Annotated in this window: 27 protein-coding genes; 10 read left to right on the top strand and 17 right to left on the bottom strand. The window is 62.1% G+C overall.

Annotated features, from left to right (window positions below; all coding sequences use genetic code 11):
* Window positions 1–21: 21 nt before the first annotated feature.
* The 3 genes from F0184_RS20910 to purC form a co-directional block, all read right to left on the bottom strand.
* Complete coding sequence (locus tag F0184_RS20910) at window positions 22–129, bottom strand: phosphoribosylformylglycinamidine synthase-associated small membrane protein (RefSeq protein WP_150496946.1); 108 nt, start codon at window positions 127–129, stop codon at window positions 22–24.
* A 23-nt stretch (window positions 130–152) separates the two neighbouring features.
* Window positions 153–395 (bottom strand): phosphoribosylformylglycinamidine synthase subunit PurS, encoded by a 243-nt coding sequence (gene purS / locus F0184_RS14740; protein WP_172972120.1) that lies wholly within the window; start codon window positions 393–395, stop codon window positions 153–155.
* Window positions 396–524: 129 nt separating this feature from the next.
* On the bottom strand, window positions 525–1,322 hold the full coding sequence (gene purC / locus F0184_RS14735) for a phosphoribosylaminoimidazolesuccinocarboxamide synthase (RefSeq protein ID WP_150496944.1): 798 nt from the start codon (window positions 1,320–1,322) through the stop codon (window positions 525–527).
* A gap of 286 nt (window positions 1,323–1,608) precedes the next feature.
* On the opposite strand from purC, the gene F0184_RS14730 reads away from it, so the two are divergent.
* The 3 genes from F0184_RS14730 to F0184_RS14720 all read left to right on the top strand — a co-directional run bounded on the left by F0184_RS14730 (window position 1,609) and on the right by F0184_RS14720 (window position 3,359).
* Window positions 1,609–1,932 (top strand): DUF1476 domain-containing protein, encoded by a 324-nt coding sequence (locus F0184_RS14730; RefSeq protein WP_150496943.1) that lies wholly within the window; start codon window positions 1,609–1,611, stop codon window positions 1,930–1,932.
* Window positions 1,933–2,240: 308 nt separating this feature from the next.
* Entirely contained in the window at window positions 2,241–3,011 is a 771-nt protein-coding gene (locus F0184_RS14725) for an HpcH/HpaI aldolase family protein (RefSeq protein ID WP_208998493.1), read from the top strand.
* A 114-nt stretch (window positions 3,012–3,125) separates the two neighbouring features.
* The gene (locus tag F0184_RS14720; protein ID WP_150496942.1) at window positions 3,126–3,359 is read left to right on the top strand and encodes a hypothetical protein; all 234 of its coding nucleotides are present in this window, start codon (window positions 3,126–3,128) and stop codon (window positions 3,357–3,359) included.
* A 90-nt stretch (window positions 3,360–3,449) separates the two neighbouring features.
* Here the strand turns inward: F0184_RS14720 and F0184_RS14715 are convergent, their stop codons facing one another.
* From F0184_RS14715 to purB, 4 genes are all read right to left on the bottom strand, one after another.
* A complete protein-coding gene (locus F0184_RS14715) occupies window positions 3,450–4,004 on the bottom strand; it encodes an RBBP9/YdeN family alpha/beta hydrolase (RefSeq protein WP_150496941.1) in 555 nt (184 codons plus the stop codon).
* Window positions 4,005–4,123: 119 nt separating this feature from the next.
* Window positions 4,124–4,768, bottom strand: coding sequence for a BA14K family protein (locus tag F0184_RS14710; protein WP_206668352.1), 645 nt, complete (start codon window positions 4,766–4,768; stop codon window positions 4,124–4,126).
* A gap of 83 nt (window positions 4,769–4,851) precedes the next feature.
* A complete protein-coding gene (locus F0184_RS14705) occupies window positions 4,852–5,601 on the bottom strand; it encodes a metallophosphoesterase family protein (protein WP_150496939.1) in 750 nt (249 codons plus the stop codon).
* 4 nt (window positions 5,602–5,605) lie between these two features.
* Window positions 5,606–6,934, bottom strand: a complete 1,329-nt coding sequence (gene purB, locus F0184_RS14700) for an adenylosuccinate lyase (RefSeq protein WP_150496938.1) — start codon at window positions 6,932–6,934, stop codon at window positions 5,606–5,608.
* Between the two features lie 330 nt (window positions 6,935–7,264).
* Here purB and F0184_RS14695 point away from each other — a divergent pair, with 330 nt between their 5' ends.
* On the top strand, window positions 7,265–7,600 hold the full coding sequence (locus F0184_RS14695) for a hypothetical protein (RefSeq protein WP_150496937.1): 336 nt from the start codon (window positions 7,265–7,267) through the stop codon (window positions 7,598–7,600).
* A 65-nt stretch (window positions 7,601–7,665) separates the two neighbouring features.
* Here the strand turns inward: F0184_RS14695 and rpe are convergent, their stop codons facing one another.
* From rpe to F0184_RS14680, 3 genes are all read right to left on the bottom strand, one after another.
* Complete coding sequence (rpe, locus tag F0184_RS14690) at window positions 7,666–8,337, bottom strand: ribulose-phosphate 3-epimerase (protein WP_150496936.1); 672 nt, start codon at window positions 8,335–8,337, stop codon at window positions 7,666–7,668.
* Window positions 8,338–8,434: 97 nt separating this feature from the next.
* Window positions 8,435–9,178, bottom strand: a complete 744-nt coding sequence (locus F0184_RS14685) for a DUF2259 domain-containing protein (RefSeq protein ID WP_150496935.1) — start codon at window positions 9,176–9,178, stop codon at window positions 8,435–8,437.
* Between the two features lie 49 nt (window positions 9,179–9,227).
* A complete protein-coding gene (locus F0184_RS14680; protein WP_150496934.1) occupies window positions 9,228–10,193 on the bottom strand; it encodes a sodium:proton symporter in 966 nt (321 codons plus the stop codon).
* Between the two features lie 115 nt (window positions 10,194–10,308).
* Here F0184_RS14680 and F0184_RS14675 point away from each other — a divergent pair, with 115 nt between their 5' ends.
* Window positions 10,309–11,556, top strand: coding sequence for an NAD(P)/FAD-dependent oxidoreductase (locus tag F0184_RS14675; protein WP_150496933.1), 1,248 nt, complete (start codon window positions 10,309–10,311; stop codon window positions 11,554–11,556).
* Window positions 11,557–11,635: 79 nt separating this feature from the next.
* On the opposite strand, the gene F0184_RS14670 is transcribed toward F0184_RS14675, so the two are convergent.
* Entirely contained in the window at window positions 11,636–12,115 is a 480-nt protein-coding gene (locus F0184_RS14670) for an Lrp/AsnC family transcriptional regulator (RefSeq protein WP_150496932.1), read from the bottom strand.
* 147 nt (window positions 12,116–12,262) lie between these two features.
* On the opposite strand from F0184_RS14670, the gene F0184_RS14665 reads away from it, so the two are divergent.
* The gene (locus tag F0184_RS14665; RefSeq protein ID WP_150496931.1) at window positions 12,263–15,775 is read left to right on the top strand and encodes an indolepyruvate ferredoxin oxidoreductase family protein; all 3,513 of its coding nucleotides are present in this window, start codon (window positions 12,263–12,265) and stop codon (window positions 15,773–15,775) included.
* Between the two features lie 221 nt (window positions 15,776–15,996).
* On the opposite strand, the gene F0184_RS14660 is transcribed toward F0184_RS14665, so the two are convergent.
* On the bottom strand, window positions 15,997–17,007 hold the full coding sequence (locus tag F0184_RS14660) for a P1 family peptidase (protein WP_150496930.1): 1,011 nt from the start codon (window positions 17,005–17,007) through the stop codon (window positions 15,997–15,999).
* A gap of 80 nt (window positions 17,008–17,087) precedes the next feature.
* Window positions 17,088–17,636, bottom strand: a complete 549-nt coding sequence (locus tag F0184_RS14655; protein ID WP_208998492.1) for a flavin reductase — start codon at window positions 17,634–17,636, stop codon at window positions 17,088–17,090.
* 178 nt (window positions 17,637–17,814) lie between these two features.
* Here F0184_RS14655 and F0184_RS14650 point away from each other — a divergent pair, with 178 nt between their 5' ends.
* Together F0184_RS14650 and F0184_RS14645 are read left to right on the top strand one after the other, a co-directional pair.
* Entirely contained in the window at window positions 17,815–18,918 is a 1,104-nt protein-coding gene (locus F0184_RS14650; protein ID WP_150496929.1) for a branched-chain amino acid ABC transporter substrate-binding protein, read from the top strand.
* 187 nt (window positions 18,919–19,105) lie between these two features.
* A complete protein-coding gene (locus F0184_RS14645; RefSeq protein WP_150496928.1) occupies window positions 19,106–19,612 on the top strand; it encodes a L,D-transpeptidase in 507 nt (168 codons plus the stop codon).
* Window positions 19,613–19,804: 192 nt separating this feature from the next.
* Here F0184_RS14645 and F0184_RS14640 read toward each other — a convergent pair whose 3' ends face one another.
* Entirely contained in the window at window positions 19,805–21,067 is a 1,263-nt protein-coding gene (locus F0184_RS14640; RefSeq protein ID WP_150496927.1) for a vWA domain-containing protein, read from the bottom strand.
* A 4-nt stretch (window positions 21,068–21,071) separates the two neighbouring features.
* Complete coding sequence (locus F0184_RS14635; RefSeq protein WP_150496926.1) at window positions 21,072–22,016, bottom strand: AAA family ATPase; 945 nt, start codon at window positions 22,014–22,016, stop codon at window positions 21,072–21,074.
* A 182-nt stretch (window positions 22,017–22,198) separates the two neighbouring features.
* On the opposite strand from F0184_RS14635, the gene F0184_RS14630 reads away from it, so the two are divergent.
* On the top strand, window positions 22,199–22,561 hold the full coding sequence (locus F0184_RS14630) for a c-type cytochrome (RefSeq protein ID WP_172972117.1): 363 nt from the start codon (window positions 22,199–22,201) through the stop codon (window positions 22,559–22,561).
* Window positions 22,562–22,713: 152 nt separating this feature from the next.
* Window positions 22,714–22,986 carry an usg protein gene (locus F0184_RS14625; RefSeq protein ID WP_150496925.1) on the top strand — a complete coding sequence of 91 codons (273 nt, stop codon included), beginning with the start codon at window positions 22,714–22,716 and terminating at the stop codon, window positions 22,984–22,986.
* A 181-nt stretch (window positions 22,987–23,167) separates the two neighbouring features.
* Here the strand turns inward: F0184_RS14625 and F0184_RS14620 are convergent, their stop codons facing one another.
* Together F0184_RS14620 and F0184_RS14615 are read right to left on the bottom strand one after the other, a co-directional pair.
* On the bottom strand, window positions 23,168–23,974 hold the full coding sequence (locus F0184_RS14620) for a tRNA1(Val) (adenine(37)-N6)-methyltransferase (RefSeq protein ID WP_150496924.1): 807 nt from the start codon (window positions 23,972–23,974) through the stop codon (window positions 23,168–23,170).
* Entirely contained in the window at window positions 23,971–24,207 is a 237-nt protein-coding gene (locus tag F0184_RS14615; RefSeq protein WP_150496923.1) for a putative signal transducing protein, read from the bottom strand. Before F0184_RS14615 ends, F0184_RS14620 begins: the two co-directional genes overlap by 4 nt.
* Between the last annotated feature and the right edge of the window lie 112 nt (window positions 24,208–24,319).

Raw genomic sequence — 24,319 nt, 5'->3', positions numbered from 1 at the left:
TGGGGGTCGTCCCGGTGTCAGTCACAAGAGGAACAGCACGGCCAGCACAGCGGCCAGGGCCGGAATGGCGATAAAGACAGCGGCTTTGATGGCCATGAAGCGCAAGGCTTTCGCGCTGTCCTCATCCATGCCTCAATGCCCTTCGCTGCAGCTTACATGAGCTCGATAGCGTAGTCCTCGATGACCGTATTGGCCAGAAGCTTCTCGCATATCTCCGCAAGCTCCGCCTGGGCAGCGGCGGCCTCCGTGTGCCGCATCTCCACGTCGAACACCTTTCCCTGGCGGACACTTGCGACACCGTCGAAGCCGAGACCGCCCAGCGCGCCTTCGATCGCCTTGCCTTGCGGGTCGAGAACGCCGTTTTTCAAAGTGACGGTCACGCGTGCTTTCATGATCGGGTCTCCGAGAGCCTTGCCGGTTGTCTGAAGTCGCGCGGTGCTTACACCAGCTTTTGCGCGGAAGAAAGGGTCCTGCCGCCGGATCCAGAAAAAACCCCCGGAGGGCCGGGGGTCTGTCCTTGGATGTTACTGGACCAGAGTTGGACCGTTGGCCGTTGGCCGGTCGTTCTCGTTCAGGATGCCGAGCCGCTTGGCCACTTCCTGATAAGCTTCCAGCATGCCGCCGAGATCGCGGCGGAACCGGTCCTTGTCCATCTTTTCGTTGGTCTCGATGTCCCAAAGACGGCAGCTGTCCGGGGAGATCTCATCGGCGACGACGATCCGCATCATGTCGCCCTCGAACAAGCGTCCGCATTCGATCTTGAAGTCAACCAGCCGTATCCCGACACCCAGGAACAAGCCGCAGAGAAAATCGTTGACCCGGATCGCCAACGCCATCATGTCGTCCAGCTCCTGGGGAGTGGCCCAGCCAAAGGCGGTGATGTGTTCCTCGGCCACCATGGGATCGCCGAGTTCGTCGTTCTTGTAATAGAACTCGATGATCGAGCGGGGCAGTTGGGTGCCCTCGTCCAGGCCGAGACGCGTGGCGATCGATCCGGCGGCGACATTGCGCACCACCACCTCGATCGGGATGACTTCCACTTCCCTGATCAATTGCTCGCGCATGTTCATCCGCCGTATGAAATGGGTCGGGATGCCGATCTCATTCAAATGGGTGAAGACGAATTCAGAGATCCGATTGTTCAGCACGCCCTTGCCGTCGACAATTGCGTGTTTTTTGTTGTTAAAGGCGGTCGCGTCGTCTTTGAAGTGCTGGATCAGGGTTCCTGGTTCCGGGCCTTCGTAAAGAATCTTGCCTTTGCCCTCATAGATACGCCGGCGGCGGTTCATTGGCACATACCGTGAGTGTTTGAGAAAATCCATATAGTCGGGGTTCTTTCCTAACCGTTGCTTTCCTCCCCCCAGAGCGGCGCGCGGCCGCGCGTTTTGGCGGTGATCCTCGGTTTCAACCCCGCGTCAGCGGCGCGGAAGGTACTCCAAGACCGGCCAAAGCACAATCGGCATGGTGCGGGGTTTTATCACATGGTCGCGGCTTTTGGGGTAAAGCGTTGGTCGCGCGTTGATTTGGGCCGCTTCGGGGGATATGGAAAGTGTCAAAGGCTTCCTATATGGAAGGCGTTGGCCCGGCCCTGACTTCAGGAGAGTTATGATGAGCACGTTCGACAAGCGCGAACAGGGATTTGAAAACAAGTTCGCGCATGACGAGGAGTTGCGGTTCAAATCGACCGCACGCCGCAACAAACTGCTTGGCCTTTGGGCCGCGGAGCTTCTCGGCAAAAGCGGAGAGGCAGCAGAAGACTATGCGAAGGAAGTTGTCCGCGCCGATTTTGAAGAGCCGGGCGACGAGGACGTGTTCCGGAAGATCCGGGGTGATTTTGATGCGGCGGGCGTCGATCAGTCCGACCATCAGATTCGCCGGACCATGGACGACCTTTTGCAAAAGGCCGTGGAGCAGCTGCAAAACGACGGCTGACCCAAAGTAAATGATCCGGAAGAATAACGCGCGCCGGCCCTTTCGGGCTGGCGCTTTTTTTTGAACGCGCTTTGGCCATTCCGGTCCCCACGGGAGGCCCGGTTGTTTGCCACTGGCCGGTTCCCTGCAAATCACGCCTTGAAAGCGGCGTCCGACTGCGATTGCCTGACCGCATTGGGGGTTTGGAAAACGCCCCGACTACGCTCTAAGATCGAAGAACCGGTCCGCTTTGGGTGCAAGCCGTTTCCAGCTTGTCGCCCGCCGATCCGGCAGAGACCAAAGCAGAGACCACACAGGGGGAAACGCGCGTGTCCGAAACAGTCAGCCTTGCGGAAAAACTGAAATCCGGCAGTCCGGTTGTCACCGGCTGGTCGATGCTCGCGGTGCCGATCCTGGCAGAACTGATGGGACGCGGCGGTTATGAGGCGGTGACCGTCGACTTTCAGCATGGCGCGCACGACATTGCCAGCGCGCGCGAAGCTCTTGCGGCCATGGTGCTCGCGGGCACCTACCGGCTGGCGCGCATCCCGGTCGGTGACAACGCCACCGCGAGCCGGTTGCTCGACTTGGGCGCGCAGGCGGTGATCGCGCCGATGATCAACAGTGTCGAAGAGGCCAAGGCCTTTGCGGCGGCGACAAAATACCCGCCGCTGGGCGAGCGGAGCTGGGGACCGCACCGGGCGGCCATGCTGGACGGTTTGCCGTTGGAGGCTTACCTCGAGAAGGCCAATCGGGAAACGGTATCACTGGCCATGATCGAAACGCCCCAGGCGGTTGCGGCGTTGGACGCGATTTTGGCCGTGCCGGGGATCGACGGTGTTTTCGTGGGGCCGAGCGATCTCTCCCTGACGCTTTCGGCGGGGGCGGACATGGACCGCGACGGTGAGAAAACCACACAGGCCATCCGAACCATCGCGGACCATGCCCGCGCAGCCGGGAAAATCGCCGGCATCTTTTGCATGAGCCCTGAAAAGGTCATGGAGGCGCGGGACGCGGGATATACCTTGATGGCGTACGGGGCGGATATGGGCCTGTTCCATGCCGCGGCCTCCACCGCTCGAAAGGCTTGCACGGTTTGACTCCGGTCAAAGACGGCCGGGTGATTATTCGATTGAGTGAAACTGTGAAGCCATCGCAGGATTGAGGGATCCGGACGGGCGTGGCAGGGCGTCGGTTATACGGAAGGGTATTCCATGGGCAAGCTCGCGGTCATTCTTTACATCATCATTGGGCCGACCCTGGCGGGATTGGGGGCCTTGGTGCCTTTGACGATGTTTGGTGTCAATGATTTCAATGCGCTTTACCTGGTGGCCAGTGCCGCCGCCGGCGCGATCCTGGCCATGCCCGTTGCCTGGTATGTCGCGAACCATCTCACGCGTTTGATGGCGAACTCGGCGGCCCGGCAACCGGGCGAGCCCGTCGTCTAAAACACCGGGCCTTCAATAAGCCCGGTGGTCGAATGGTCTGCTTTCGACAAGGGTCGGGCGGCACGTCTTTGCGCCGTGTCGCCCGCTGTTTCAATCCAGGCGTTTCATGAATCCCGCGAAGGACATCATGCCCTCCGGCCATGGGCCATGCCCGCTCTCCAGCGTGATATGGCCGGCATCCCCGGCATCTTGAAATGTCGCGCCCCAGGCTTTGGCGAACTGCTCCGCCCTGTCGAAGGCGCAAAACGGATCCGTCCGGCTGGCGACCAAATGCGTCCGGAAGGGCAAGGGGTGGAGCGGGATCGGCTTGAAATCACCACCATCGAACTCCTTCACCAGCCCGTCGCGCTCCCAGTCAGAGGGGGCAACCAGATAAGCGCCGCGTATCTTGCCCTTCAGGTCGTGTGCGGCATGGGCCACCAGGACACAGCCGAGCGAATGGGCGACCAGAACCACCGGGCGGGTGGCCGCCTCGACATCGGCGACCAGCTTCTCCACCCACGGCTTACGCTGGGGCTGTTGCAACCGGGCCTGTTCGACGAGCCGGGCATTGGCAATCTTGTCGCGCCAGCGCAAGAGCCAATGGCCGGGCAGCGTTTTTCCGTAGCCGGGAACCAGAAGAATATCGGTGTCTGCGATTTTCACGGCGCAATCCAAGTCGGTTTCGGGGGCGAATGATGTGCCCTCATGCCGGGGATTGGCGGGTCTGTCAAATCACGGACCCGGCTTTTGGAAAGCGTCTGGCGCTGCTCGCCTGTCCCGGTTCAGCGCAGGCTTGAATAGGGGGACCGGCACTGGGCGCGCGGGCCGCCGCGAGGTTGATAGGTGTTGTTCGAGACGAGATAGGAATCCGGGTAGGCTTCCAGGCACCAGTTAACGTGCTGCACCCGTTGCGCGTCGCTGTGCTGCGGTTGACCGGACGTGCGCGGCGAGGGAACAGGCCGGGCCTGCGTGCGGTGTCCGTAGCCCGGCCGGGGCGTGGTGCGGAACGCGGGCTGGGCCGCCCCGGCGGCCGGTTCGGGGGGCGGGGCATGGGCGATGCCATGTTGTGGCACGGCGACGAACTGTTGCTTCTGCGGTTGAAGCAAACCGTGCGGATTGTACGGCGGCGCCGGAGCCACGCGGGGCGGGACCGTGTTGAAGCTGAAATTTTCAGGCGGATACCACCATCCGTTATAGATCTTCCACCCGCTGCCGCGATAGCCGTTGCGCCAGCGCGGGCCCGGTGCGTCATAGGCCGGCGGCAGATAGGCCTGCGGCCTGACCGGTTCGACATAGATGACCCGCGGCGGAGCGGGCGCGGCTTGAGGAGGTGGGGCCTGGATCGGATCCGCCGCCCATGCCGTTCCGAGGACCGCCAGGACACTCAAGATGGCGGAGGAAGAGGTCAGCAGGGCGCGATGGGGCACGGTCGTCTCCTTCGGGGGCTCGATCCCTCCTGTCATCGCTGACCAAGCTTGTCCGAAGCTGCCGTGGGCGAAAAAAGGCGTAGTTACGACAGCGGACCGAAGAACCCGTGCTTCAAGGCGCGCGCCCAAAAGGGGCGTCCATTGCGCTGCGCTTCTGCAGAAGCGGCGTCCCAGTCGTAGGGCACCTTCTTGTCCTGAAACTCCCAGCCCTCTGCAGCCTTGATCATCAAGGCATAGCGTGCATGGGGGCTGCCGGCGTCCTTGTTGTGCCGGTTTGGGTGGGTTTCGTCATAAGATGGCAGGCCGACGCTGCCGGGGTTCAATATCGTCTGACCGGTCGCCGCCAGCTGGATTACCCGGGGAATATGCGTGTGTCCGCAGCAAATGATCTGGGCGCTTTCGCCCTTGATCTCGGCCAACAGCGTCTGTTCGTCCGGCAAATGGCCCTTGGGGCCTTCCACCTTTTCGGTCAGATACCGGTCGTCGTTGTCCGGGGTGCCGTGGCACAGGAAGACGCTGCCGGGCAGGCGGATGGTGGGGGCTGTGGTTCTCAACCAGTCAAGGCTTTCGGCCGACAAGCGCCCGGCGGCAAACGCGTCGGTTGGCGCCATCTTGTCGACCGGTTCATCCAGTATGAACCGGTCGTGGTTGCCACGCACGGTTGGCCAATTGGTTTCGCGCAAGATCGCGGCCGTTTCCTCGGGCCAAAGCGGGCCGGACAGGCAATCGCCCAGGTTGACCACCATGTCCGGGGCCTCAAGCTTGAGATCAGCCAGCACCGCCTCAAGCGCCAGGACGTTGCCGTGAATGTCGGAAACGACTGCGATTTTCATGCGATCAACCTTCGCCGAACACCCGCTTGAAGATCGTGTCCACATGCTTTGTATGGTAGCCGAGGTCGAAGCGCTCGCGGATCTCGGTTTCCGACAGATATTTGCGCACGTCTGCGTCATTCAGAAGCTCGGTCAGAAAATCGACCTTGGCGTCCCCGGACACCTGGTAGCTGTCCCAGACCTTCATGGCATTGCGCTGCACGAGGCGGTAGGCATCTTCCCGCGACGAGCCGGCCTGGGTGAGGGCGAGCAAAATGCGCTGTGAGTGCACGAGGCCGCCGAGGCGGTCCATGTTGCCGACCATCCGGTCCGGGTAGACCACCAGCTTGTCGATGACACCGGTCAGGCGGGCAAGGGCAAAGTCGAGCGTCACGGTCGTGTCCGGGCCGATCATGCGCTCAACCGATGAGTGCGAGATGTCGCGCTCGTGCCACAGCGCCACGTTCTCCATCGCCGGCACGGTCGACATGCGCACCAGGCGGGCAAGACCGGTCAGGTTCTCTGTCAGGACCGGGTTGCGCTTGTGCGGCATGGCCGAGGAGCCTTTTTGGCCCTTGGAGAAATATTCCTCGGCTTCCAGAACTTCCGTGCGCTGCAGGTGTCGGATTTCGGTCGCCAGGCGTTCGATCGACGAGGCAATGACGCCAAGCGTCGCGAAATACATGGCGTGGCGGTCGCGCGGGATCACCTGGGTGGAGACCGGCTCGGCTTGAAGACCCATCGCCTTGGCGACATGCTCTTCGACCAGCGGGTCGATATTTGCGAAAGTGCCGACCGCGCCGGAGATCGCGCAGGTCGCGATTTCCTCACGGGCATTCAAAAGCCGTGTCTTGCAACGGTCGAATTCCGCGTAGGCCTGCGCCATTTTCAGGCCAAAGGTGACCGGTTCGGCGTGAATGCCGTGGGACCGGCCGATGGTGACCGTGTCCTTATGCTCGAATGCCCGGCGTTTGATGGCAGCCAGAAGGTCTTCCATGTCCTTCAAGAGAAGGTCGGTTGCCTTGACCAGCTGGACGTTGAAGCAGGTGTCCAGAACATCCGACGAGGTCATGCCCTGGTGCACGAAACGGGCGTCCGGGCCGACGATCTCGGCAAGGTGGGTCAGGAAGGCAATGACGTCGTGCTTGGTTTCGCGCTCGATCTCGTCGATCCGGTCGATGTCGAAGGTGGCCGCGCCGCCCTTTTCCCAGATGGTCTGCGCCGCTTCCTTCGGGATCACCCCGAGATCGGCGAGGGCGTCGCAGGCATGGGCCTCAATTTCGAACCAGATACGGAACTTTGTTTCAGGAGACCAAATGGCGACCATATCGGGCCGCGAATAGCGCGGGATCATCAGCTATCCTCTAGCTTTGGAGAAGTTGGGTGCGGTCTAGCAGACCCGTTTGACGATCACAACATGGCGCCAGCCGGAACCGGCGGGTTTGCCAATTGCTGCAGCGGTCATGTTTTCGGGCGGGCCCGGATGCAGCCGACAGGCATGGCAAGGACCATGACACCTGGCCATGCCCGGGAACCCGGCCGTCATTTGCCGGGCCGGTTCGAGGATGCCGAATATTTGGCCGACAAAAAAACCGGATGCGGAACCAGAACGCTTTAAGTGTCTTTATATTCCAGACTGATTGTGCCTATTTGATTTTGCAATTCAATATATTGGAGTTTTTGCATGAACTTTCGTTCAATCGGGTTTGCTCTTGGCCTGACATTCTTTGCCGTAGCGCCAGCTTCTGCGGAAGACGTCGATTTCGGTCGTTTCCTGACCACCGCTTCGGGAGCGTCGGGCGTGGCGGCAGCTCTTGCTGGGCTTGGTACCTGCGACACCGAGATCTGGCACGGATATGCCTATGACGAGGCTGCGGGGACTGAAAACAAGGACCATCTGTTCTTTGCCTGCCAGTATTTAGACAAGGAAGACGAGCAGATGTACGACAAGAGCGTCGTTGCGAAGTTTCAATTTTGGGACAACAAGGCAGTTCTGGAGAGTTTGACCTATCTGCCTTGAATAGAAAGCGGCCGACGAAAACCCCGGACCTGTGTTACGGCCCGGGGGTATTTGTTTTCAAAGGATCAAGCGGCGGCAGCCGCCGCTCGAATGGCTTCGATGTTCGCGCGGTAACTGTCGATGCCGTCGCCCTTGAACACGGCGGATCCGGCCACGAGCACATTCGCACCGGCCTTGGTGACGAGCGGTGCCGTCTCAGGGGTCACACCGCCGTCGATCTCGATATCAATCGGACGGTCGCCCACCATGGCTTTCACTTTTTCGACCTTGTCGACCACCGCGTTGATGAATTTCTGGCCTCCAAAGCCCGGGTTGACGGTCATGAAGAGGATCAGGTCGAGCCGGTCCAGGACATATTCTAGCACGCTTTCGGGGGTGGAGGGGTTCAGGGAAACACCCGCCTTTTTGCCCAGGTTCCGGATGGCCTGAAGGGACCGGTCCAGATGCGGCCCAGCCTCGGCATGCACGGTGATGATGTCGGACCCGGCCTTGGCGAAGGCCTCCAGATAGGGATCGCACGGGGCGATCATCAAATGCGTGTCGAAGATCTTGTCCGTGTGCGGGCGCAGCTTCGCGATGACGTCCGGCCCGAAGGTGATGTTCGGTACAAAATGCCCGTCCATGACGTCCAGATGGATCCAGTCGGCGCCAGCCTCCACAACATCGCGCACTTCCTGTCCCAGTTTTGAAAAATCGGAGGCGAGAATGGACGGGGCGATGAGAATGTCTTTAGTCATGGGCGGCTCCACAGCATGCACAGGCGGTTTACCAGCGCGCTATCATGCCGGTACCGGAAGAACAAGCCGGGGCGGCAGCTCAAATCGGTTTAGCGGTCTAAAGGCGTCCGGTGATCGCCATGTAACGGCCGTCCGGGCCTTCGAAGCCATGTCTTGAGACATGCACGATGATCGCCACGACCGGCGGACTCCCTTCGGGGAAATGGGCAATGACGCGCTCAATCCGGTATCCGATCGCGCAGCCCCGGCTGCTCGGGAGCGTTTCGTCAAGGTGCCGGACGCGGGCTTCTCCGCCAAAGACTGTGGTGAGCCGGAATCCTTTGGTTTGAACGCCGTAGGTCTGGCACGTTGCCTCCGGCAAGTCGAACTCCGTCAGTTCGATCTGCATCGGAGGATCAATGGGCGGAACGACGGGTTTTGGATTGACCGTCATGCGGTACGGATCGGCCGAGAGTTCCGTCACCGGATTGCTGCCCACGGTGTACCCGCGTCCGGCAATCCCGGTGCTGTCCAACAGCGGCTGCGCGGCCAGACGGTTGTCCGCGCGGGTTTGAGCGAGCAAGGCATCTGGATCATAGCCTTGGCTGTCGTCGCTCTCGTCCCGATGGCGGAAGGGCGATGGCCTGACCCAGCTGTCGGCCAGAACGTCCAGCACGAAGATGTCCGAATAGGGCCAGCCGGAACCGTCCTGGATGCCCGATTGCTCGAAGGCGAAGAACCGCCCGTCTTCCGAAAAGCCGAGCACATCCAGCCGCGCCTGATCGCCCGCCTGCGCGGGAGACGCCGCCAGAAGGATGGCACCAGCAAAGAGAATAAGCGAAAGCGACCCAAACCCGCGCATGACCAGCCCTCCATACCTCATAACAGACTAGCGCATGCCAGCGTTGCTGTCAGGTGCGCAGGCGATTTGCGCCATGGGAAAACCGGAGCGCGAAAGGTTTGAGCAGCAGCGGCAGCATGTAGATCGGCAACTGGCCGAGCGCGAACCAGAGCCATGTCAGTTCTGGCAGCGTGCCGCCGAGCGCGGCCACCATGAGGCCCATGTTCCGGGCGCCTGTCGCATGACCGATGACGAAGGCGTCGGGCCGGCCTGCCGCAGAAAAAAGCGCAAGAGACACGCCGATCTGCGTAAGGGCAAGTGCGAAGGTGAGTGCCGCGAGCCCGGCGGTGAACAATGGGCGCGCCAGAAAGCTGTCGGCCACGCCGTCCATTGCCGCGAGCGCGAAAAGGAAGAGAATCACCACATTGAGACCGTCGATCTCGGTCCGGTATCGCTCGATCCGCGCCTTGCCCGAGACTTTGCGCAGCAGCAAGGCCACCAGATAGGATCCCGCGAGCAACGAGAAGAGTTGAACGCCGAGTGTGATGCTGTCGAGCGGCAAGGCCCCATCCAGCATGAGGGTTCCGATCAGCGGGGCGGTCAACGGTGTCAGGACCATCGAGACGACGAGAATGCTCAGGCTCAGGGCGCCATCAAGCCCCATGAGATAGACGAAGGCGGGCGCGGACATCACGGACGGCGCGGCGGTGGCGATGAACAGCGCCAGCATCACTTCGGGCCCGAGGGAATCGAGCTGCAGGAATTTGAACACCATCAAGGCGAATGCTGGCACAACCAGCAGCATCCACATACTGGCTGCGATCAACAGCACGGGTTTCTTGAAACGTGTGATCAAGGCGGCCGAATCGACCCTCAGGAACGCCAGAACCAGCAGCACGAAAACCGCCTCGCTCAGGAACGGGCGCACCAGCGCCGACAAGAACGGCAGGAACACGCCAATCAGCACGCTGACGGCCACGGCAGCGGTTCCCCGTTGTCCGATCCAGCCCAGGAGTCGCAAAGGTCCGGCAAACATCAGCTGTCTTCCTGCGGGGAGCGGGCTACGCCGCTGTGGGTGAGGCCGGGGACGCAATGTTGTTCGCCCCGAAAATAGGTTAAGAGAAAAATGTATTGTTTTCCAAGAGGCTGCAGTGACCAAAGCAGACATAATTGTTTTGGGTGCCGGAATTGTCGGGGTTTCCACCGCATTTCATCTGCGGCGGCGCGGGTTTTCGGTCTGCCTGGTAGACCGGGGTCATCCCGGTGAGGGCGCCTCTTTTGGAAATGCGGGGATCGTTGAGCGGAACGGCTTCGTCCCGCCGCTTTTTCCCGACCGGCTCTCGTCCCTTTTGCAAGTCGCGCTTCATCAATCCACCGCCGTCAGCTATTCCCCCGCCACCCTCTGGAACCTGCGGGCCTGGCTGAAGGCGTTCCGGCGCAACAGCGAAGCCGACAAGGTCCATCACTATGCCTGGACCATGGCCTCCTTGCGCAAGCTGGTCTTGGAGGAGCATCGTACCCTGTCCCAGGCTTGCAGTTCGCAGCGGTTCTACCGGTCGAGCGGGTGGCTGCACCTGTACCGCAGTTCGAAAGGGTATTCGGAGGGCGAGGACGAGCGCCACTATGCGCGCATCTTCGGGGTCGACTATCACGAGCTCTCGTCCGAAGAACTGCCGCTTGTGGAGCCGGGCCTGTCCGGACGGGGCTTGTCGGGCGTGTTTTGGCCCGAGACCATGTCCGTCTCCAATCCGGCCGCCGTGGTGGAAGCGGTCTGGCGGACCTTCATTCAAGAGGGCGGACAGTTCTTTCGGGGCGACGCCAAGCGGCTGCGGCGCCACCGGGCGTCTTGGTCGCTAAAGACGCTGCGCGGCGAGATCTTCGCGGATGCGGTGGTGGTCGCGCTCGGGCCGTGGTCGGACGATCTCACGGCCCTGTTCGGGGACCGCTTTCCGCTCGCCGTCAAACGCGGCTATCATGTCCATTTCCGCCCATCATCTGGCGGTTCCTTGTCCCGGCCTGTGGTCGATATCGAAAACGGGTTTGTGCTGACCCCGATGGACAAGGGCATCCGGTTGACGACGGGAGTTGATTTGTCTCCGATGGATGCCCCGCCCAACGAAACACAGGTGCGGCGGGCGACTGTGAAAGCGCGGGAAATCTTCCGCCTGGGCAAAAAGGACATCGGACAGGTCTGGGCCGGGGGACGTCCCTGCTTGCCCGATTCGCTTCCGGTTCTGGGCGCGTCGCCCTCAACCCCCGGTCTGTGGTACAATTTCGGCCACGGCCATTCGGGCTTTACGCTGGGGCCGCTGACAGGCCGGATGCTGGCCGAAACGATCGCCGGGCAAGAACCGTGCGCGGAGGCCGCCGCGCTCTCCCCGGCGCGCTTCCTCGTTTGAGTTGAGGCACGATTGACCTCAAGGCACACCGCACCTGAGCACCGTTCCTTGCTTGGCCGGCCTAACGCAAAGATGCCGATCAGTTTTCCCGTAAGGGCAGGGCAACGGTGTCCTTGACGGTGTTGACCACGATCCGGGATTGCACGTCGGACACGAGCGTGTTGTCCAGAAGCTTCAGCCGCAGGAAATTGTCGTAGGTCTTGATGTCGTCGGTCACGACCTTGATCAGATAGTCCACCGCTCCGGTGATCCGCTCGCAGGTGACCACTTCCGGCCAGCTGTGCACCAGCCGGTCGAAGGTTTCCATGTTTTCGCGGCTGGGCACGGCGAGTTTCACGAACGAATAGGCTATGAAGTGCAAGCCGACCGTTTCCCGGTCTATGATGGCCGTGATTTGCTTGATGATGCCAAGCTCTTTAAGCTTTTTGATCCGGCGCCAGCAGGGCGTTTGGCTCATTCCGGCTTCCCGGGCGATGTCGGCGATGGACAAGCTTGCGTCACGCTGCAAAACACGGAGGACTCGGATATCCGACGGGTCTAGGAGATATTTTTCGGCCATTGCTCTTAAAAGGAAAAATTGCGCGCATATTGAGGATTATGGGGTCACGATAGCACAGAATTCGCCGAGCAAAAGAACGATATTGTCGTAAACAGGCGCGGGCAGGACGAGGTGCCGCGCAACAGATCCGGTGAGGAGGGAGAGCGGATGAACATCCATGTGCCGACGGTCACGCTTGACGACAAGTATGTCGCAACGTCCGGCCGGGTTTATCTGACAGGCATTCAGGCGCTGGTCCGGCTGACCCTGGACCGTGCGCGGTTCGACAGGGCCGCCGGGCTGAAGACCGGCGGTTTCGTCTCCGGGTACCGGGGATCTCCGCTGGGGGGCTACGACAGCGAACTGATGCGTGCCCGGCGTCACCTGGAAGCCCACAATGTGGTGTTCCAGCCGGGGGTGAATGAGGAACTCGGGGCAACGGCCGTTTGGGGCACCCAGAAACTGCGGGGACCGGGGCGGGCCACGGATTACGATGGCGTGTTCGGTATTTGGTACGGAAAGGCGCCGGGCGTCGACCGGGCCGGGGACGTACTCAAGCAGGCGAACGCCTCCGGCACGGACCGCAATGGCGGCGTTCTGGCTCTGGCCGGTGACGATCATCTTGCCAAATCGTCGATCCTGCCCGCGCAGAGCGAATTCTTTTTCGCCCATGCAGAAACCCCGGTCCTCAACCCCTCCGATATCCAGGACGTTCTTGATTTTGGCCTTCACGGGCTTGAAATGTCACGGTTTTCGGGCCTGTGGACCGCCTTGATCTGTGTCGCGGACACAATGGACGCGTCCGCGACCATCAATGTCTCGGATGATCGCTTGCGCTTGACCCGGCCGCCGTTTGGCGATCCGCGCAAGGACCAGAAGATCAACCGTGATCTGCTCCTCGGCAACCGGCTGGAGACCGAACGGCTGCTGCGCGACATCCGTCTTCCCGCGGCCCAGGCCTATGTCCGCGCCAATGCGCTGGACCGGAATGCCTTCGGCGTGAAGCGGCGGGTCAAGCTCGGGCTTGTCGCGACAGGCAAGGCCTACCGGGACCTGCGGCAGGCCATGGATCTCATGGGGATCGACGACGACTTGGCGCGCGCCCTCGGACTTGCCGTTTACAAGGTGGCGATGCCCTGGCCCTTGGAGCCGGAAGGGCTCGCGGAGTTTGCCCGCGGTGCCGAGCGCCTTCTGGTCGTCGAGCATAAGCGCGGCTTCCTGGAGCCGCAAATCAAGGAAATCTCCTACCACTGGCCGGAGGCGAGCCGGCCCCAGGTCTGGGGCAAGCGCCGGCCGGGCGGCGAGCCTTTCCTTTCCGATGTTCTGGAACTGTCGGTCGCCGAAATCATGAAGGCGCTGACCGACTGGTTGCCGGAAGACGCCGTGACCGACCGGATGCGCCAGGTGTCCGAACGCATGACCAACCAGGTCATGTGGGCGCAAGGCCATGCAGAGCGCGCGGCACGGGTCCCTTATTTCTGTTCCGGCTGCCCGCACTCCACATCCACCGTTGTGCCCGAAGGGGCAAGGTCCATGCCCGGGATCGGGTGTCATGCCATGACGGAAGTGGCAGGGCGGAGCACCGAAGGCCAGATTGCCATGGGCGGCGAGGGCGTGCTTTGGGTCGGCCAAAGACCGTTTTCGAACGACAAGCACATGTTCGCCAATCTCGGTGATGGAACCTATTTCCATTCGGGCATCCTCGCCATCCGCCAGTCCGTGGCTGCGAAAATGCCGATCACCTACAAGATCCTGTACAATGACGCGGTCGCCATGACCGGTGGGCAGCAGGTCGACGGGACGCTGTCAGTGCCGCAGATCACCCGCCAGTTGGAAGCCGAAGGTGTTGAAAAGATCGCGGTGATCAGCGAGACGCCCGAACTGTGGGGCAACTGGAGCAACATCGCCGCCAACGCCAAGGTCTACCACCGCGATTATCTCATGGAGGTTCAGAAGGAATTCCAGACCTATCCCGGTGTGTCGGTCATCGTATACGACCAAACCTGCGCGGCCGAGAAGCGCCGCCGGCGCAAGAAGGGCCAGTTTCCCGACCCGGACAAGCGGCTTTTCATCAACGACCGGGTCTGCGAAGGCTGCGGAGATTGCTCTGTCCAGTCGAACTGCCTGTCGGTCGAGCCGCTCGCCACGCCTTTCGGCGAGAAGCGCCAGATCAACCAGTCGAGCTGCAACAAGGACTTTTCCTGTGTGAAGGGGTTCTGCCCGTCCTTTGTCGAGATTGAAGGCGCGGCCCTCAAGAAGCCGAGAAAGGCCGAGGTCGACATCGATGCGCTGCATGCGGACTTGAGCGAACCCGAGCTTGCCTCGCTTGACCGGACCCGCAACATGATGGTCGCCGGGATCGGTGGCATGGGAGTTACAACCATCAGCGCGGTGCTCGCGATGGCCGCCCATGTGGACGGCATACATGCCTCCACACTGGACATGACCGGCCTTGCGCAAAAGGGCGGGCCCGTGACATCTCATGTGCGCTTCGCGGCCGCCGACAAGACCATCGAGGGACCTCGGGTTCCAACCGCCGGCCTCGACGTGCTTCTGGCCAGCGACATGGTGGTGGCGACGAATGCCGAGCAGCTTGCCCTGGCCAATCGGGACGCTACCTTGACCGTCGCGAACACGAGAGTGGCGCCGACGGCGGAGTTCGTGCTGAAACAGACCTTGTCTTTCGATCAAAAACGGATGGACAAAGCGCTCAACGAGGCATCGGCCACCTATATCCCGATGGACGCCGCCGGCATCGCCGAAAAACTTCTGGGCGATGCGATCTACGCCAACATGCTGCTGGTCGGGATGGTTTATCAAAGCGGCGGATTGCCCGTCTCGGCGCAGGCCATCGAAACGGCGCTCAAGCTGAATGGCGCGGCCGTGGACGCGAACGTGCGGGCCTTCCGGGCCGGACGGATCCTTGTGGCGAACCCGTCCGCGATCCTTGACAACCTGCCCATCGAGGAAAAGGCGCCCGAACGGACGCTGGAGGAGAAGATCGCGTTCCTGGCCGATGAACTGGCCGCTTATCAAAACGAGGCCTATGCGGACACGTTCCGGCGCACGATCTCGGCCGTCATGCAGGCGGATGAGCGCCACGGGCCGGGCACCATGCGCCTGACCGGCACCGCGGCCGACATGCTGTACAAGGTCATGGCCTACAAGGACGAATATGAGGTCGCGCGCCTCTATTCCGATCCCGCCTTCAAGCAGAAGGTTGCCGCCCGGTTCGAGGATCCGAAGAAGGTCAAGGTCCATCTGGCGCCGCCGCTTCTGGCGCGCGCGCTTGATCCGAAAACCGGCCGTCCGAAGAAGATCGCCTTCGGACCTTGGATCTTTTCGGCCTTCAAGTTGCTGACCCGGTTCAAGACCCTGCGCGGCACCTGGCTCGATCCGTTCGGCAGGACCGAGGAGCGTAAGGCCGAGCGGTCGCTGGTCGCGCAGTACAAAGCCGATCTGGAGCGCATCGTCAGCGAACTTGGCAAGGCAAACTACGGTCTCCTGGTCGAACTGGCCCGTGTGCCCGATCTCGTGCGCGGCTTCGGGCCGGTCAAGGAAGCCAATTTCAAGAAGGCAGCCGACAAACGCGCACAGCTTCTCGAGCAGCTTCAGAAACCGGCGCTCGGCGGGGACGATGATGGCAAGGGTGAAAATCCTTTCCTTCAAGCCGCCGAATAGCTTGCGCCCGTGCTGCCCGGCGGAAAAGGCTGGGCAGACCGGTCACGTTCGTCAGCCGCGCCGGGGCTTTGCGGTATGCACCAGCGGTTCCGGATCGGCGCAGGTTCGCGGCCGGAAATCGGGTCCGGGGCATCGCTGGCGGCGCGTCACTGAGGTTTCACGATCTCAGATTATCCGGGGCGCGCGTACGCGTGTTGCTTCCGGCCTGGTCCTCTACCGGGCTATCCCTCGTTGGAAAAGCGGGCTTGCCAGGTGGGGACGGGATCGCCTTCCGCTGAACTGGCGTGATAAACGCCGCGGGCGATCGCGCGCGCCAGGCAGGACGCGGCCGCCGCGCCCAGTTGCACCATATCCTCCAGCGCCCGGTCCAGCTTGCGCTGCCCGGTCGACAGGGCAAAGACGAGATCGCCGTCGAGTGGAGTGTGGGCGGGCCAGAGCGCGCGCGCCAGCCCGTCATGGGCCATGACGGCAAGTCTCTTGGCTTCGGACTTGGTCAGGACAGCATCGGTCGCAATCGCGGCGATCGTTGTGTTGGCGCCCGCTTTCAATCCGTCCAGCTTGGTCTTCACGTCGACCGCATCGGCTGGCATTGGGGCAGGCAGACCAAAACCGCCAAACTCGCGGTCGCGTTCAAAGGGCGCTGCCCAGAAATGCCGTGTGTCGCCCACCGTGGCCCGGCCGAGCGCATTGACTGCGACCAGCGCGCCAACGGTGATGCCATTGGCGAGCATGACGGAGGCAGAACCCAGACCACCCTTCAAATTGGCGGTGGTCGCGCCCGCGCCCGCGCCATGGGACCCGAGCGCGAAATCGCTTCCAGCGGCGTCCAGCGCGGCGCGGCCAAGATCGCGATAAGGAGCGGCGGTGCCCCATCCCTTGTCGCCGCCATTGAGCAAGTCGAACAGGATCGCGGTCGGAACGATCGGCACGCGGACCGGCCCGACAGCAAATCCCCGGCCAAGTTCGGCAAGGCGCCCCTGAACGCCGGCGCCGGCATCCAGCCCGAAGGCGGACCCTCCGGCCAGAACGATGGCGTCGACCTTTTCAACGGTTTGCTCGGGTTCGAGAAGAGCGATTTCGCGTGTGCCCGGCGCGCCGCCATGGATCGCGACGGAGGCAACGGCAGGCTCGTCCGGAAGGATCACGGTCGCCCCGGACTTCAGCCCCTGATCCTGCGCATTGCCCACTTTCAAGCCGGGCACATCGGTGATCAGGTTGCGCGGTCCGGCCATGTCGCATGCACTCCATCAGAAGGTCGGCCGGTAATGGGCCTTCCGATGAGCGTATCCGATCCCCCTGATGAGGTCGAAACTTATTTCGGCAGACTGCGGTACCCGCGTTGAATGTAAATCAGCGACCGTCCGGACTCGCGCATGCGGATATCGCTGACGGTGCCGATGATGACCGAATGCGTGCCGACCTCGGACAGGCTGAAAACACCGCAGTCGACGCTCAAGCTCGCGTCTTCCAGGGCCGGGCATCCGGTTGCCAACGGGGCCCAGCTCGTGCGCGCGAAACGGTCCTCCATCGCCAGTTGTCCCCGGCCGGCGAAGGCGTCGGAAACATCTTCATGGCCCTCGCTCAAGGTGTTCACGCAAAACACCCGGTTTTTCAGGATCGCGGCATGAAGGCGTGTGGATCTGTTCAAGCAGATCAGAACGCTGGGCGGCTCGTCCGAAACCGAGCAAAACGCCGAAACCGTCGCGCCCATTCGCCCGCCTGGACCGTCTGTGGTGACCACATGAACGGCCGTCGCAACGCGGCTCATGGCTTCCCGGAAGGACTGAGCGGTCAAATCCCGCTGGACCGCTTCCGTAAAGCTTGGGGGCTGTCTGTCTGGATCGGCGGTTGGCGAAGCCAAGAGCACATTCCTTTCCATTGGTTCTCGGATCGAACGTCGTTGCGCTGCCGTCTAGCACATTTTTTTACCGGCGTGATAGCCACCCGCCGGATATGGTGCACCGCGGGCAATCGAAAACCGCTTTCCTCGGTCCCGCGGAGTTTTTAAGGTCGGCGGGGAACAAGAACGGGCGCATGGGATGAAAAACCGGTTTTCTTCGATCATTTTCGCTTTGGTTCTGACATGGGCGTCCGGGTCGACCGCGCGGGCCGAAATCGCGATCGGGGTGTCCGGTCCTCTCGGGGGCGAGTTTGGTGTCTTTGGCGAGCAGATGGTCGCCGGGGCGCAGCTCGCAGTCGAGGACATCAACGCGCAAGGGGGCGTGCTCGGGCAGGCTCTGCGCCTTGAGGCCGCCGACGACGAATGCGAGACCGAAACGGCCGTGGCCGTTGCAAATCAGATGGTTGGCCGGGACATCCGGTTTATGGCCGGACATTTCTGTTTCGGACCGTCCATCGCGGCGAGCGAGGTCTACGCCAAGGCCGGTATTGTCCAGATTTCTCCGGCCACAACGCAGCCGCGATATACGGACGGGCGTCCCGGGCCCGGCGTTTTCCGCCTTGCGCCGCGCGACGATGCCCAAGGCCCCGTGGCGGCCGGCTTCCTGGCGGATCTCTTCGGGGGGCAGCGGATCGCAATCGTTCATGACCGGTCCGCCTATGGCAAGGGACTGGCGGATGCGGTCAAAGCGGAGCTGAACAGCCGTGACATCCGGGAAGTTCTATTTCAGGGCATCGATGTCGGCGCGGACGATTACGAGGGCCTCGTTTCAACGCTTCAACTGCAGGCCGCCGACGTCCTGTTCTTCGCGGGCTATCACCCGGAGGCGGCCAAGATCGTGCGGGGGATTGCCGGGCGGGGCTTGGATGTCCGGCTCATGGGGACAGACGCTTTGGCGACCGATGAATTCTGGCTGCTGGCCGCAGAGGAGGGCGAAGGCACGCTCTTCACCCTGCCTCCGGATCCGCGGCGCTTGCCGGAAGCTCAAGCGCTCCTGAACCGGTTGCCGGACACCGGGCCCCTGCCTGGGCCATATGTGGTGAAAACCTATTCGGCTGTCCAGGCTTGGGCGGAGGCGGTCGGCCGCGCCGGTACGACCGATCTGGAGCCCGTCGGCCGGGTGCTGGCGGAGGCGTCTCTTGCCTCGGTGATGGGGCCGTTGGCCTTTGATGAAAACGGGGATGTCACCTTGCCGGATTTTGATTTGTTTGTCTGGCGGGACGGGAGCTACGCCCCGTTCTGACGACGGTTCTGAGGGCGGCCGGTAACCTTAAAACCATGTGGTTCTCCACGCCCTCTCGCGAACCCCCTTCTTTTCGCTCATTTTTTCCGGAGTTGAATCAGCGGGCGCTCGGCCAAAACCGGCTTTCGCCCGACGCTGATCGCTTTCCAGATGCTCCCAGCGACGGGAAAACAGTCGAGCGCAGAGGATGGTCCGTTTCCTTTTGGCGGTGGCGATAGGCGCCTTCATTGGCATGACGCCGGATCCGGCAGCGGCCCGCGAACTCGTGTCGTTTCAAGATCACCGCTTTCAGCCCGGTACCATCGTCATCCGCAACAGCGAGCGGCGCCTTTACCTGGTTTTGCGGGGCGGGCAGGCCATCCGCTACAAGGTCGCGGTGGGCAAGCCTGCCAAGGCCTGGACGGGCCACGCCCGCATCACGGCCAAACATGTGAAACCGGCATGGTCACCTTCACCGGAGGTCCGGCGCGATTTCCCCCATTTGCCTTCCGTCATTCCGGGCGGCGCATCCAATAACCCGATGGGCGTGGCGGCGATGACACTGTCCAACGGCAATTATGCGATCCATGGCACGAACCGGCCCGGATCCATCGGCGCGGCGGTCTCTTATGGCTGTATCCGCATGAACAATCGGGACATCGCGGATCTGTTTCAGCGCGTTGGCGTCCGTACGCCGGTGGTCGCGTTGCCCTGACCGCTGGGGCCTTCTGCCGCAGGGCGGGCATACTGGCTTGCGTGTCGGGTCTGCCGAGATAGCTTGTGTCAAGCTGTCGATGAATGTGCTGATTTGAAAACGCTCATCGACACCGCGATCGCCCTCCTTCGGCATCGCGTCCCGGACAACCTGTCCCCGCCCGGCCCCAAACGGGCAGGGACAGGTTTCGCCTCAGATCGGAGCTGCCGCCTTAGCCTGACCGCGAATTGCTCTGTCCTCCGCGAGCCAGGATCGCGGTGCAGCGACCGCCGGACGGGACGGTTTGTCTGCGAGAGCGGCGACCAAGTCCTCAATCGCGTCGAGCGAGTGGGCTGCGCGGAATTCGTCGACATGCGGAAGCATCGCCCGGATGCCCTTTGCCTTGGCTTCAAAACCGTCGAAGCGCAACAACGGGTTCAGCCAGATGAGCCGCCGGCAGGACCGGTGCAGTCGATCCATTTCCCGCGCGAGATCCTCATCGGTATCCCGCTCCAATCCATCCGTGATCAACAGAACGGTCGGATTGCCGGACAAGACGCGGCGCGACCAAAGCCGATTGAATGCATGCAACGCGGTAGCGATCCGCGTGCCGCCGGACCAATCCGCGACGGACTCTGAGCAGGCCTCCAATGCCTCGTCCGGATCCTTCATGCGCAGATGGCGCGTCACGTTGGTCAGCCGGGTACCGAACAAAAACGTATGGACGTCGCGCCGTTCCGCCATCACCCCGTGCATGAAATGCAGAAGCAGCCGGGAATACTGGCTCATGGAACCTGAAATATCGCACAGCGCCACGATTGGCGGGCGCTTTTCCTGTGGCGTGCGGAACTTCAGGTCGATCATGCCCCCACCGGACCGCATGGAGGCGCGCAAGGTCCGCCGCGGATCGATGCGGCCCCGATGGGCGGCTATGAGACGCCGCCGGCGGATCGTGTCCTTGGGCAGCCTCATCGCGCGCAGGGCCTGCTTGGCGGCCGACACCTCTTCGGCGGTCATTTGGGCGAAGTCCTTGGACTGGATGACTTCCTTGCCAGAAACGGTGAAGGTTGCATCCACCTCGACCTGCGGCCTGGTTTCCTCGCTCACCCGCTCCTTTGCGGCCTGGAAGGCTTGGGAGACCCGGGTCTGGCCTGCCTTGGGCTTTTCTGGCTGTCCGCGCGGCGGGGCCACCGGCGAGAGGATCGCGAGCATCTTCTCGATCAATCCGCGGCTTTGCCAATAGATCCGGAACGCCTCGTCGAACAGAACCCGATGCTCGCGTTTGCGCACGAAAACCGCGTGCAGCGTCCAGTAGAGATCGTCGCGGCTTCGTATGCCGGACACTTCGACGGCGCGCACGGCATCCACCACGGTCGCCGGACCGGCTGGCAGGCCGGCCTTGCGCAGCGTGCGGGCGAAATAGACTATGTTGTCAACGATCCGGCTGTCGGAGGAGGACAGGATTGAGGTCTTCATTCGGTCAACCGATCGACGCCGGTTGGTGGTCCGCGCGGGCGGTGTCCTTGCGGATATCCTCCACCATCTGGCGGACCTTCGACCCGCGGACCCGTTCGATATCGTCCTGATATTTCAAGAGAACACCAAGCGTATCCGAGGCGATGTCGGGATCGAGCGCGATTTCGTTCAACTCGGAGAGCGCCGTCGCCCAGTCCAGCGTTTCCGCCACGCCCGGCTGTTTGAACAGGTCTTCTTCGGCGCGCAGGTGCTGGACGAAGGCCACCACCTCTTGCGCCAGCCGGTGCGCGGCGCCTGGCACCTTGCGGCGCACGATTTCGAGTTCGCGGGCCGCATCCGGGTAATCCACCCAATGATAGAGGCAGCGGCGCTTCAGCGCGTCGTGGATCTCGCGTGTGCGGTTCGTGGTGATGATGACGATGGGCGGCTCGGCGGCCGTGATCGTCCCGAGTTCGGGGATGGTCACCTGGCTGTCGGCCAGAACCTCCAGAAGGAAGGCTTCGAAGGCCTCGTCCGCGCGATCCAACTCGTCGATCAGGAGAACGGGCGGGCCTTTCAAGGAGGGTTCGAGCGCTTTGAGCACGGGCCGCTTGATCAGGAAGCGCTCGTCGAAAATCGAACTCGCCAGCGTCTTGTGGTCCGTGTCGCCGGCGGCCTCGGCAACGCGGATTTCGATCATCTGGGCCGAATAGTTCCATTCGTAGACTGCCGAGTTGACATCGAGCCCCTCGTAGCATTGCAGCCGGATCAGGTCCCGCCCGAGCGTGTCCGAGAGCACTTTCGCGACTTCGGTCTTGCCGACCCCTGCTTCACCCTCGAGAAAAAGCGGACGTCTCATCCGCAGTGAAAGGTGCAGGACCGTGGCGAGAGACCGGTCGGCGACATAGCCGGCGCTTTCCAGAAGCGCTGCGGTCTCGTCGATTGTGCCGGGCAGGGGCTTTGCGGTCATGTGTCCTCCTTATCGGCTCTTTTGGCCGCCTCTCGTCGCATATGCGCCTATACTTGCGTCTTTCAGAGGGGGCTGGAAAGGGGGCGAGGGAAATTCGCCTCAATCGCGGCCATCGTAATCCTCCCTATGGTCCTGCGTCATCATGCGCGGTATGGCTCGAAGTGTGATGAGGGAGGCGAATCATGCGGACATCAAAGAGACTTCTGCAGTTCATGGGTCTTGCGGTGCTCGGACCGGTCCTTTCGGTTCAGACTGCGCTGGCCCAATCGGGAGGCTATCCGGACGATCCCGCCAGTGTCGCGACCGGTCTGGAAATCGCCGAGATCCATTGCGCGGCCTGCCACGCGGTGGGGCGGGACGATTTGAGTGCGGTGGATGGCGCGCCGGCTTTCCGGGACCTGTCCAGGCTTTATCCGCTCTACACGCTCGAAGAGAGCCTCGCCGAAGGCATCGTCACGGGGCACGAGGGGATGCCGGAGATCGCATTCGAGCCGGACGACATTGCGTCCTTTCTGGGATACCTCACCAGCATTCAGAGCGAATAAGCGGCTTGCCCGCCAGAGCACCGTGTTTGGCAGCAGCTCGACGGGGTGGCTGCTAAGTTATTGGAAATAAGTGTTATTTTATTGGATTTCAGATTTCGTTAACCTGATCTCGTCAACAATTTCCGATCCGTCGAAAGGAAAGCGAGGAGATCATGGAAGCAAGCCGCGATTTTCAAAAACAGATCCTTGGCTATGGGCTGCTGACCGCCGAAATCTTGTACCGGATGCCGGACTACCCCAAGCTTCTGCAAAGTTTTCTGTGGCAGACTGAGGATCTTGCGCCGCATTTTCCGGAACTGAAGAAGTTTCTCCGGTTTTGGGAAACGGAGATCGAGGGCCGTATCCATGCGGTTCGCCTTGCCCATCAAAACCTGATAGGCCCGGCCGATTTCCGCTATGCGGATTGCGAGATCCGCATTCATTAGATCACCGGGCGATAAGCCGGAAACGGCTATCGCCCGAAAGCAGTCGACTCCAGCGTGTTTGAGCATCTTCTGGGCGTTTTCTAAACGCCGGATGTTTGAATGTGCCACCTCAGGAAGGGCTGGCGTACTGCCTACGGGCGACAGTTGATCATCCAAGCGCTTCCTGCCCCTTCCGGAAGCCTTACCTGCACGCCGCCAGCCCGAGCCCCATGCCGTCACGCATCACGGATCGGGCCTGTTCGGTGAAATCCGACCCTTGGCCCGTGTGAAGCACAAAGCCGGGAAGGAGCCGCAAGGGAGCCTTGCTGGCGCGTATGGCCCGAATGATGATTCGGGTGGCCGGGGCGTCTGGGCGCGGACGCAAGGGGACGATGTCGATCGCTCCAAACCGGCCCGACAGGACATCGAGCACATGCTGCAGTCCGTCCGCGCGGAAAATCGTGGTCAAGCTGCCACCTTCGCGCACAAGATCGGTGGCCGTGCGCGCCCAGGGCTCCAGACCGCGTTCATCGAGCATGTGCGCACCGGCCCGGTCCGTCTTTGGCGATGCCCGGAAGCGATCGGCTTCATAATAGGGCGGGTTCATGATGACATGGTCGGCCAGTCCGGGGAGCAGGCCGGCTTGATGCCGCGCGCTGCCCTTGGCGGTGATGTCACCGGCAATCAGCCCGACCCGCCCGGCGAAAGAAGCGTTCTCGGGATCCGCCAAACCCTTTTCGGCAAGGGCCACTACAACCGGGTCGACATCGACCAGCGTCACGGTGATCGCCGGCAGCCGGGCTGCCGCGCACATTCCCGCCGTTCCAACGCCTGCGCCCAGATCGACGACATGGCCGGTCACGGTGTCCGGCAGGGCGGCCGCCAGATAGACCGCATCAAGGCCGGCACGATGACGGCCATGGGCCGGCTGGAAGACATGAACCCGTCCTCCCAGAAACGCGTCCCGGGTGGTCTCCTCGCTTGCGGCGGATCCGGATGGGCGGTTCATGACGTCCGTTTTTCCGGCCGCAGTTCATGGGCCAGGCCAGCCTCGGTCAGGATCAGGCGCGCCTTGTGGATCTGGTCGGAATCCACCAGAACCCGGCGCGGGATCATCGAAATGGACCCCTCCAGAATGCTCATGTTGCCGTCAGCAATGAAATGAACGATCCCCGCCTCGTCCAGGAGCGATTCGAGAAAGGAAATTAGGACGGGATCGTTGGTCCGTACCAGTTCTTCCATGGTGCCTCGGCTTGGTGTCGGAAAGGTCTGCGTTGTTGTCCGATTGCATTTGCTGGTGAAAGTTTTTGGGCTGTTTGTCAAACAATTGCTCCCTTGCCCCGCGCGGCCCGGC

It is taken from the genome of Roseibium aquae, assembly GCF_008711285.1.
Lineage (GTDB): Bacteria > Pseudomonadota > Alphaproteobacteria > Rhizobiales > Stappiaceae > Roseibium > Roseibium aquae.
This window is presented reverse-complemented; position numbering and strand designations above follow the sequence as displayed.

Excerpts from the sequence above, each read along its gene's own strand:
- F0184_RS14730 (WP_150496943.1), top strand. The coding sequence starts at position 1,609 with ATGAGCACGTTCGACAAGCGCGAACAGGGATTTGAAAACAAGTTCGCG.
- F0184_RS14685 (WP_150496935.1), bottom strand. The coding sequence starts at position 9,178 with ATGCGCGGGTTTGGGTCGCTTTCGCTTATTCTCTTTGCTGGTGCCATC.
- F0184_RS14640 (WP_150496927.1), bottom strand. The coding sequence starts at position 21,067 with ATGAAGACCTCAATCCTGTCCTCCTCCGACAGCCGGATCGTTGACAAC.
- F0184_RS14670 (WP_150496932.1), bottom strand. The coding sequence starts at position 12,115 with ATGGCCGAAAAATATCTCCTAGACCCGTCGGATATCCGAGTCCTCCGT.
- rpe (WP_150496936.1), bottom strand. The coding sequence starts at position 8,337 with ATGACTAAAGACATTCTCATCGCCCCGTCCATTCTCGCCTCCGATTTT.
- F0184_RS14615 (WP_150496923.1), bottom strand. The coding sequence starts at position 24,207 with ATGGAAGAACTGGTACGGACCAACGATCCCGTCCTAATTTCCTTTCTC.
- F0184_RS14680 (WP_150496934.1), bottom strand. The coding sequence starts at position 10,193 with ATGTTTGCCGGACCTTTGCGACTCCTGGGCTGGATCGGACAACGGGGA.
- F0184_RS14630 (WP_172972117.1), top strand. The coding sequence starts at position 22,199 with ATGCGGACATCAAAGAGACTTCTGCAGTTCATGGGTCTTGCGGTGCTC.
- F0184_RS14660 (WP_150496930.1), bottom strand. The coding sequence starts at position 17,007 with ATGGCCGGACCGCGCAACCTGATCACCGATGTGCCCGGCTTGAAAGTG.
- F0184_RS14650 (WP_150496929.1), top strand. The coding sequence starts at position 17,815 with ATGAAAAACCGGTTTTCTTCGATCATTTTCGCTTTGGTTCTGACATGG.
- purB (WP_150496938.1), bottom strand. The coding sequence starts at position 6,934 with ATGATCCCGCGCTATTCGCGGCCCGATATGGTCGCCATTTGGTCTCCT.
- F0184_RS14620 (WP_150496924.1), bottom strand. The coding sequence starts at position 23,974 with ATGAACCGCCCATCCGGATCCGCCGCAAGCGAGGAGACCACCCGGGAC.
- purC (WP_150496944.1), bottom strand. The coding sequence starts at position 1,322 with ATGGATTTTCTCAAACACTCACGGTATGTGCCAATGAACCGCCGCCGG.
- F0184_RS14720 (WP_150496942.1), top strand. The coding sequence starts at position 3,126 with ATGGGCAAGCTCGCGGTCATTCTTTACATCATCATTGGGCCGACCCTG.
- F0184_RS14695 (WP_150496937.1), top strand. The coding sequence starts at position 7,265 with ATGAACTTTCGTTCAATCGGGTTTGCTCTTGGCCTGACATTCTTTGCC.
- F0184_RS14635 (WP_150496926.1), bottom strand. The coding sequence starts at position 22,016 with ATGACCGCAAAGCCCCTGCCCGGCACAATCGACGAGACCGCAGCGCTT.
- F0184_RS14705 (WP_150496939.1), bottom strand. The coding sequence starts at position 5,601 with ATGAAAATCGCAGTCGTTTCCGACATTCACGGCAACGTCCTGGCGCTT.
- F0184_RS20910 (WP_150496946.1), bottom strand. The coding sequence starts at position 129 with ATGGATGAGGACAGCGCGAAAGCCTTGCGCTTCATGGCCATCAAAGCC.
- F0184_RS14665 (WP_150496931.1), top strand. The coding sequence starts at position 12,263 with ATGAACATCCATGTGCCGACGGTCACGCTTGACGACAAGTATGTCGCA.
- F0184_RS14625 (WP_150496925.1), top strand. The coding sequence starts at position 22,714 with ATGGAAGCAAGCCGCGATTTTCAAAAACAGATCCTTGGCTATGGGCTG.
- F0184_RS14645 (WP_150496928.1), top strand. The coding sequence starts at position 19,106 with ATGGTCCGTTTCCTTTTGGCGGTGGCGATAGGCGCCTTCATTGGCATG.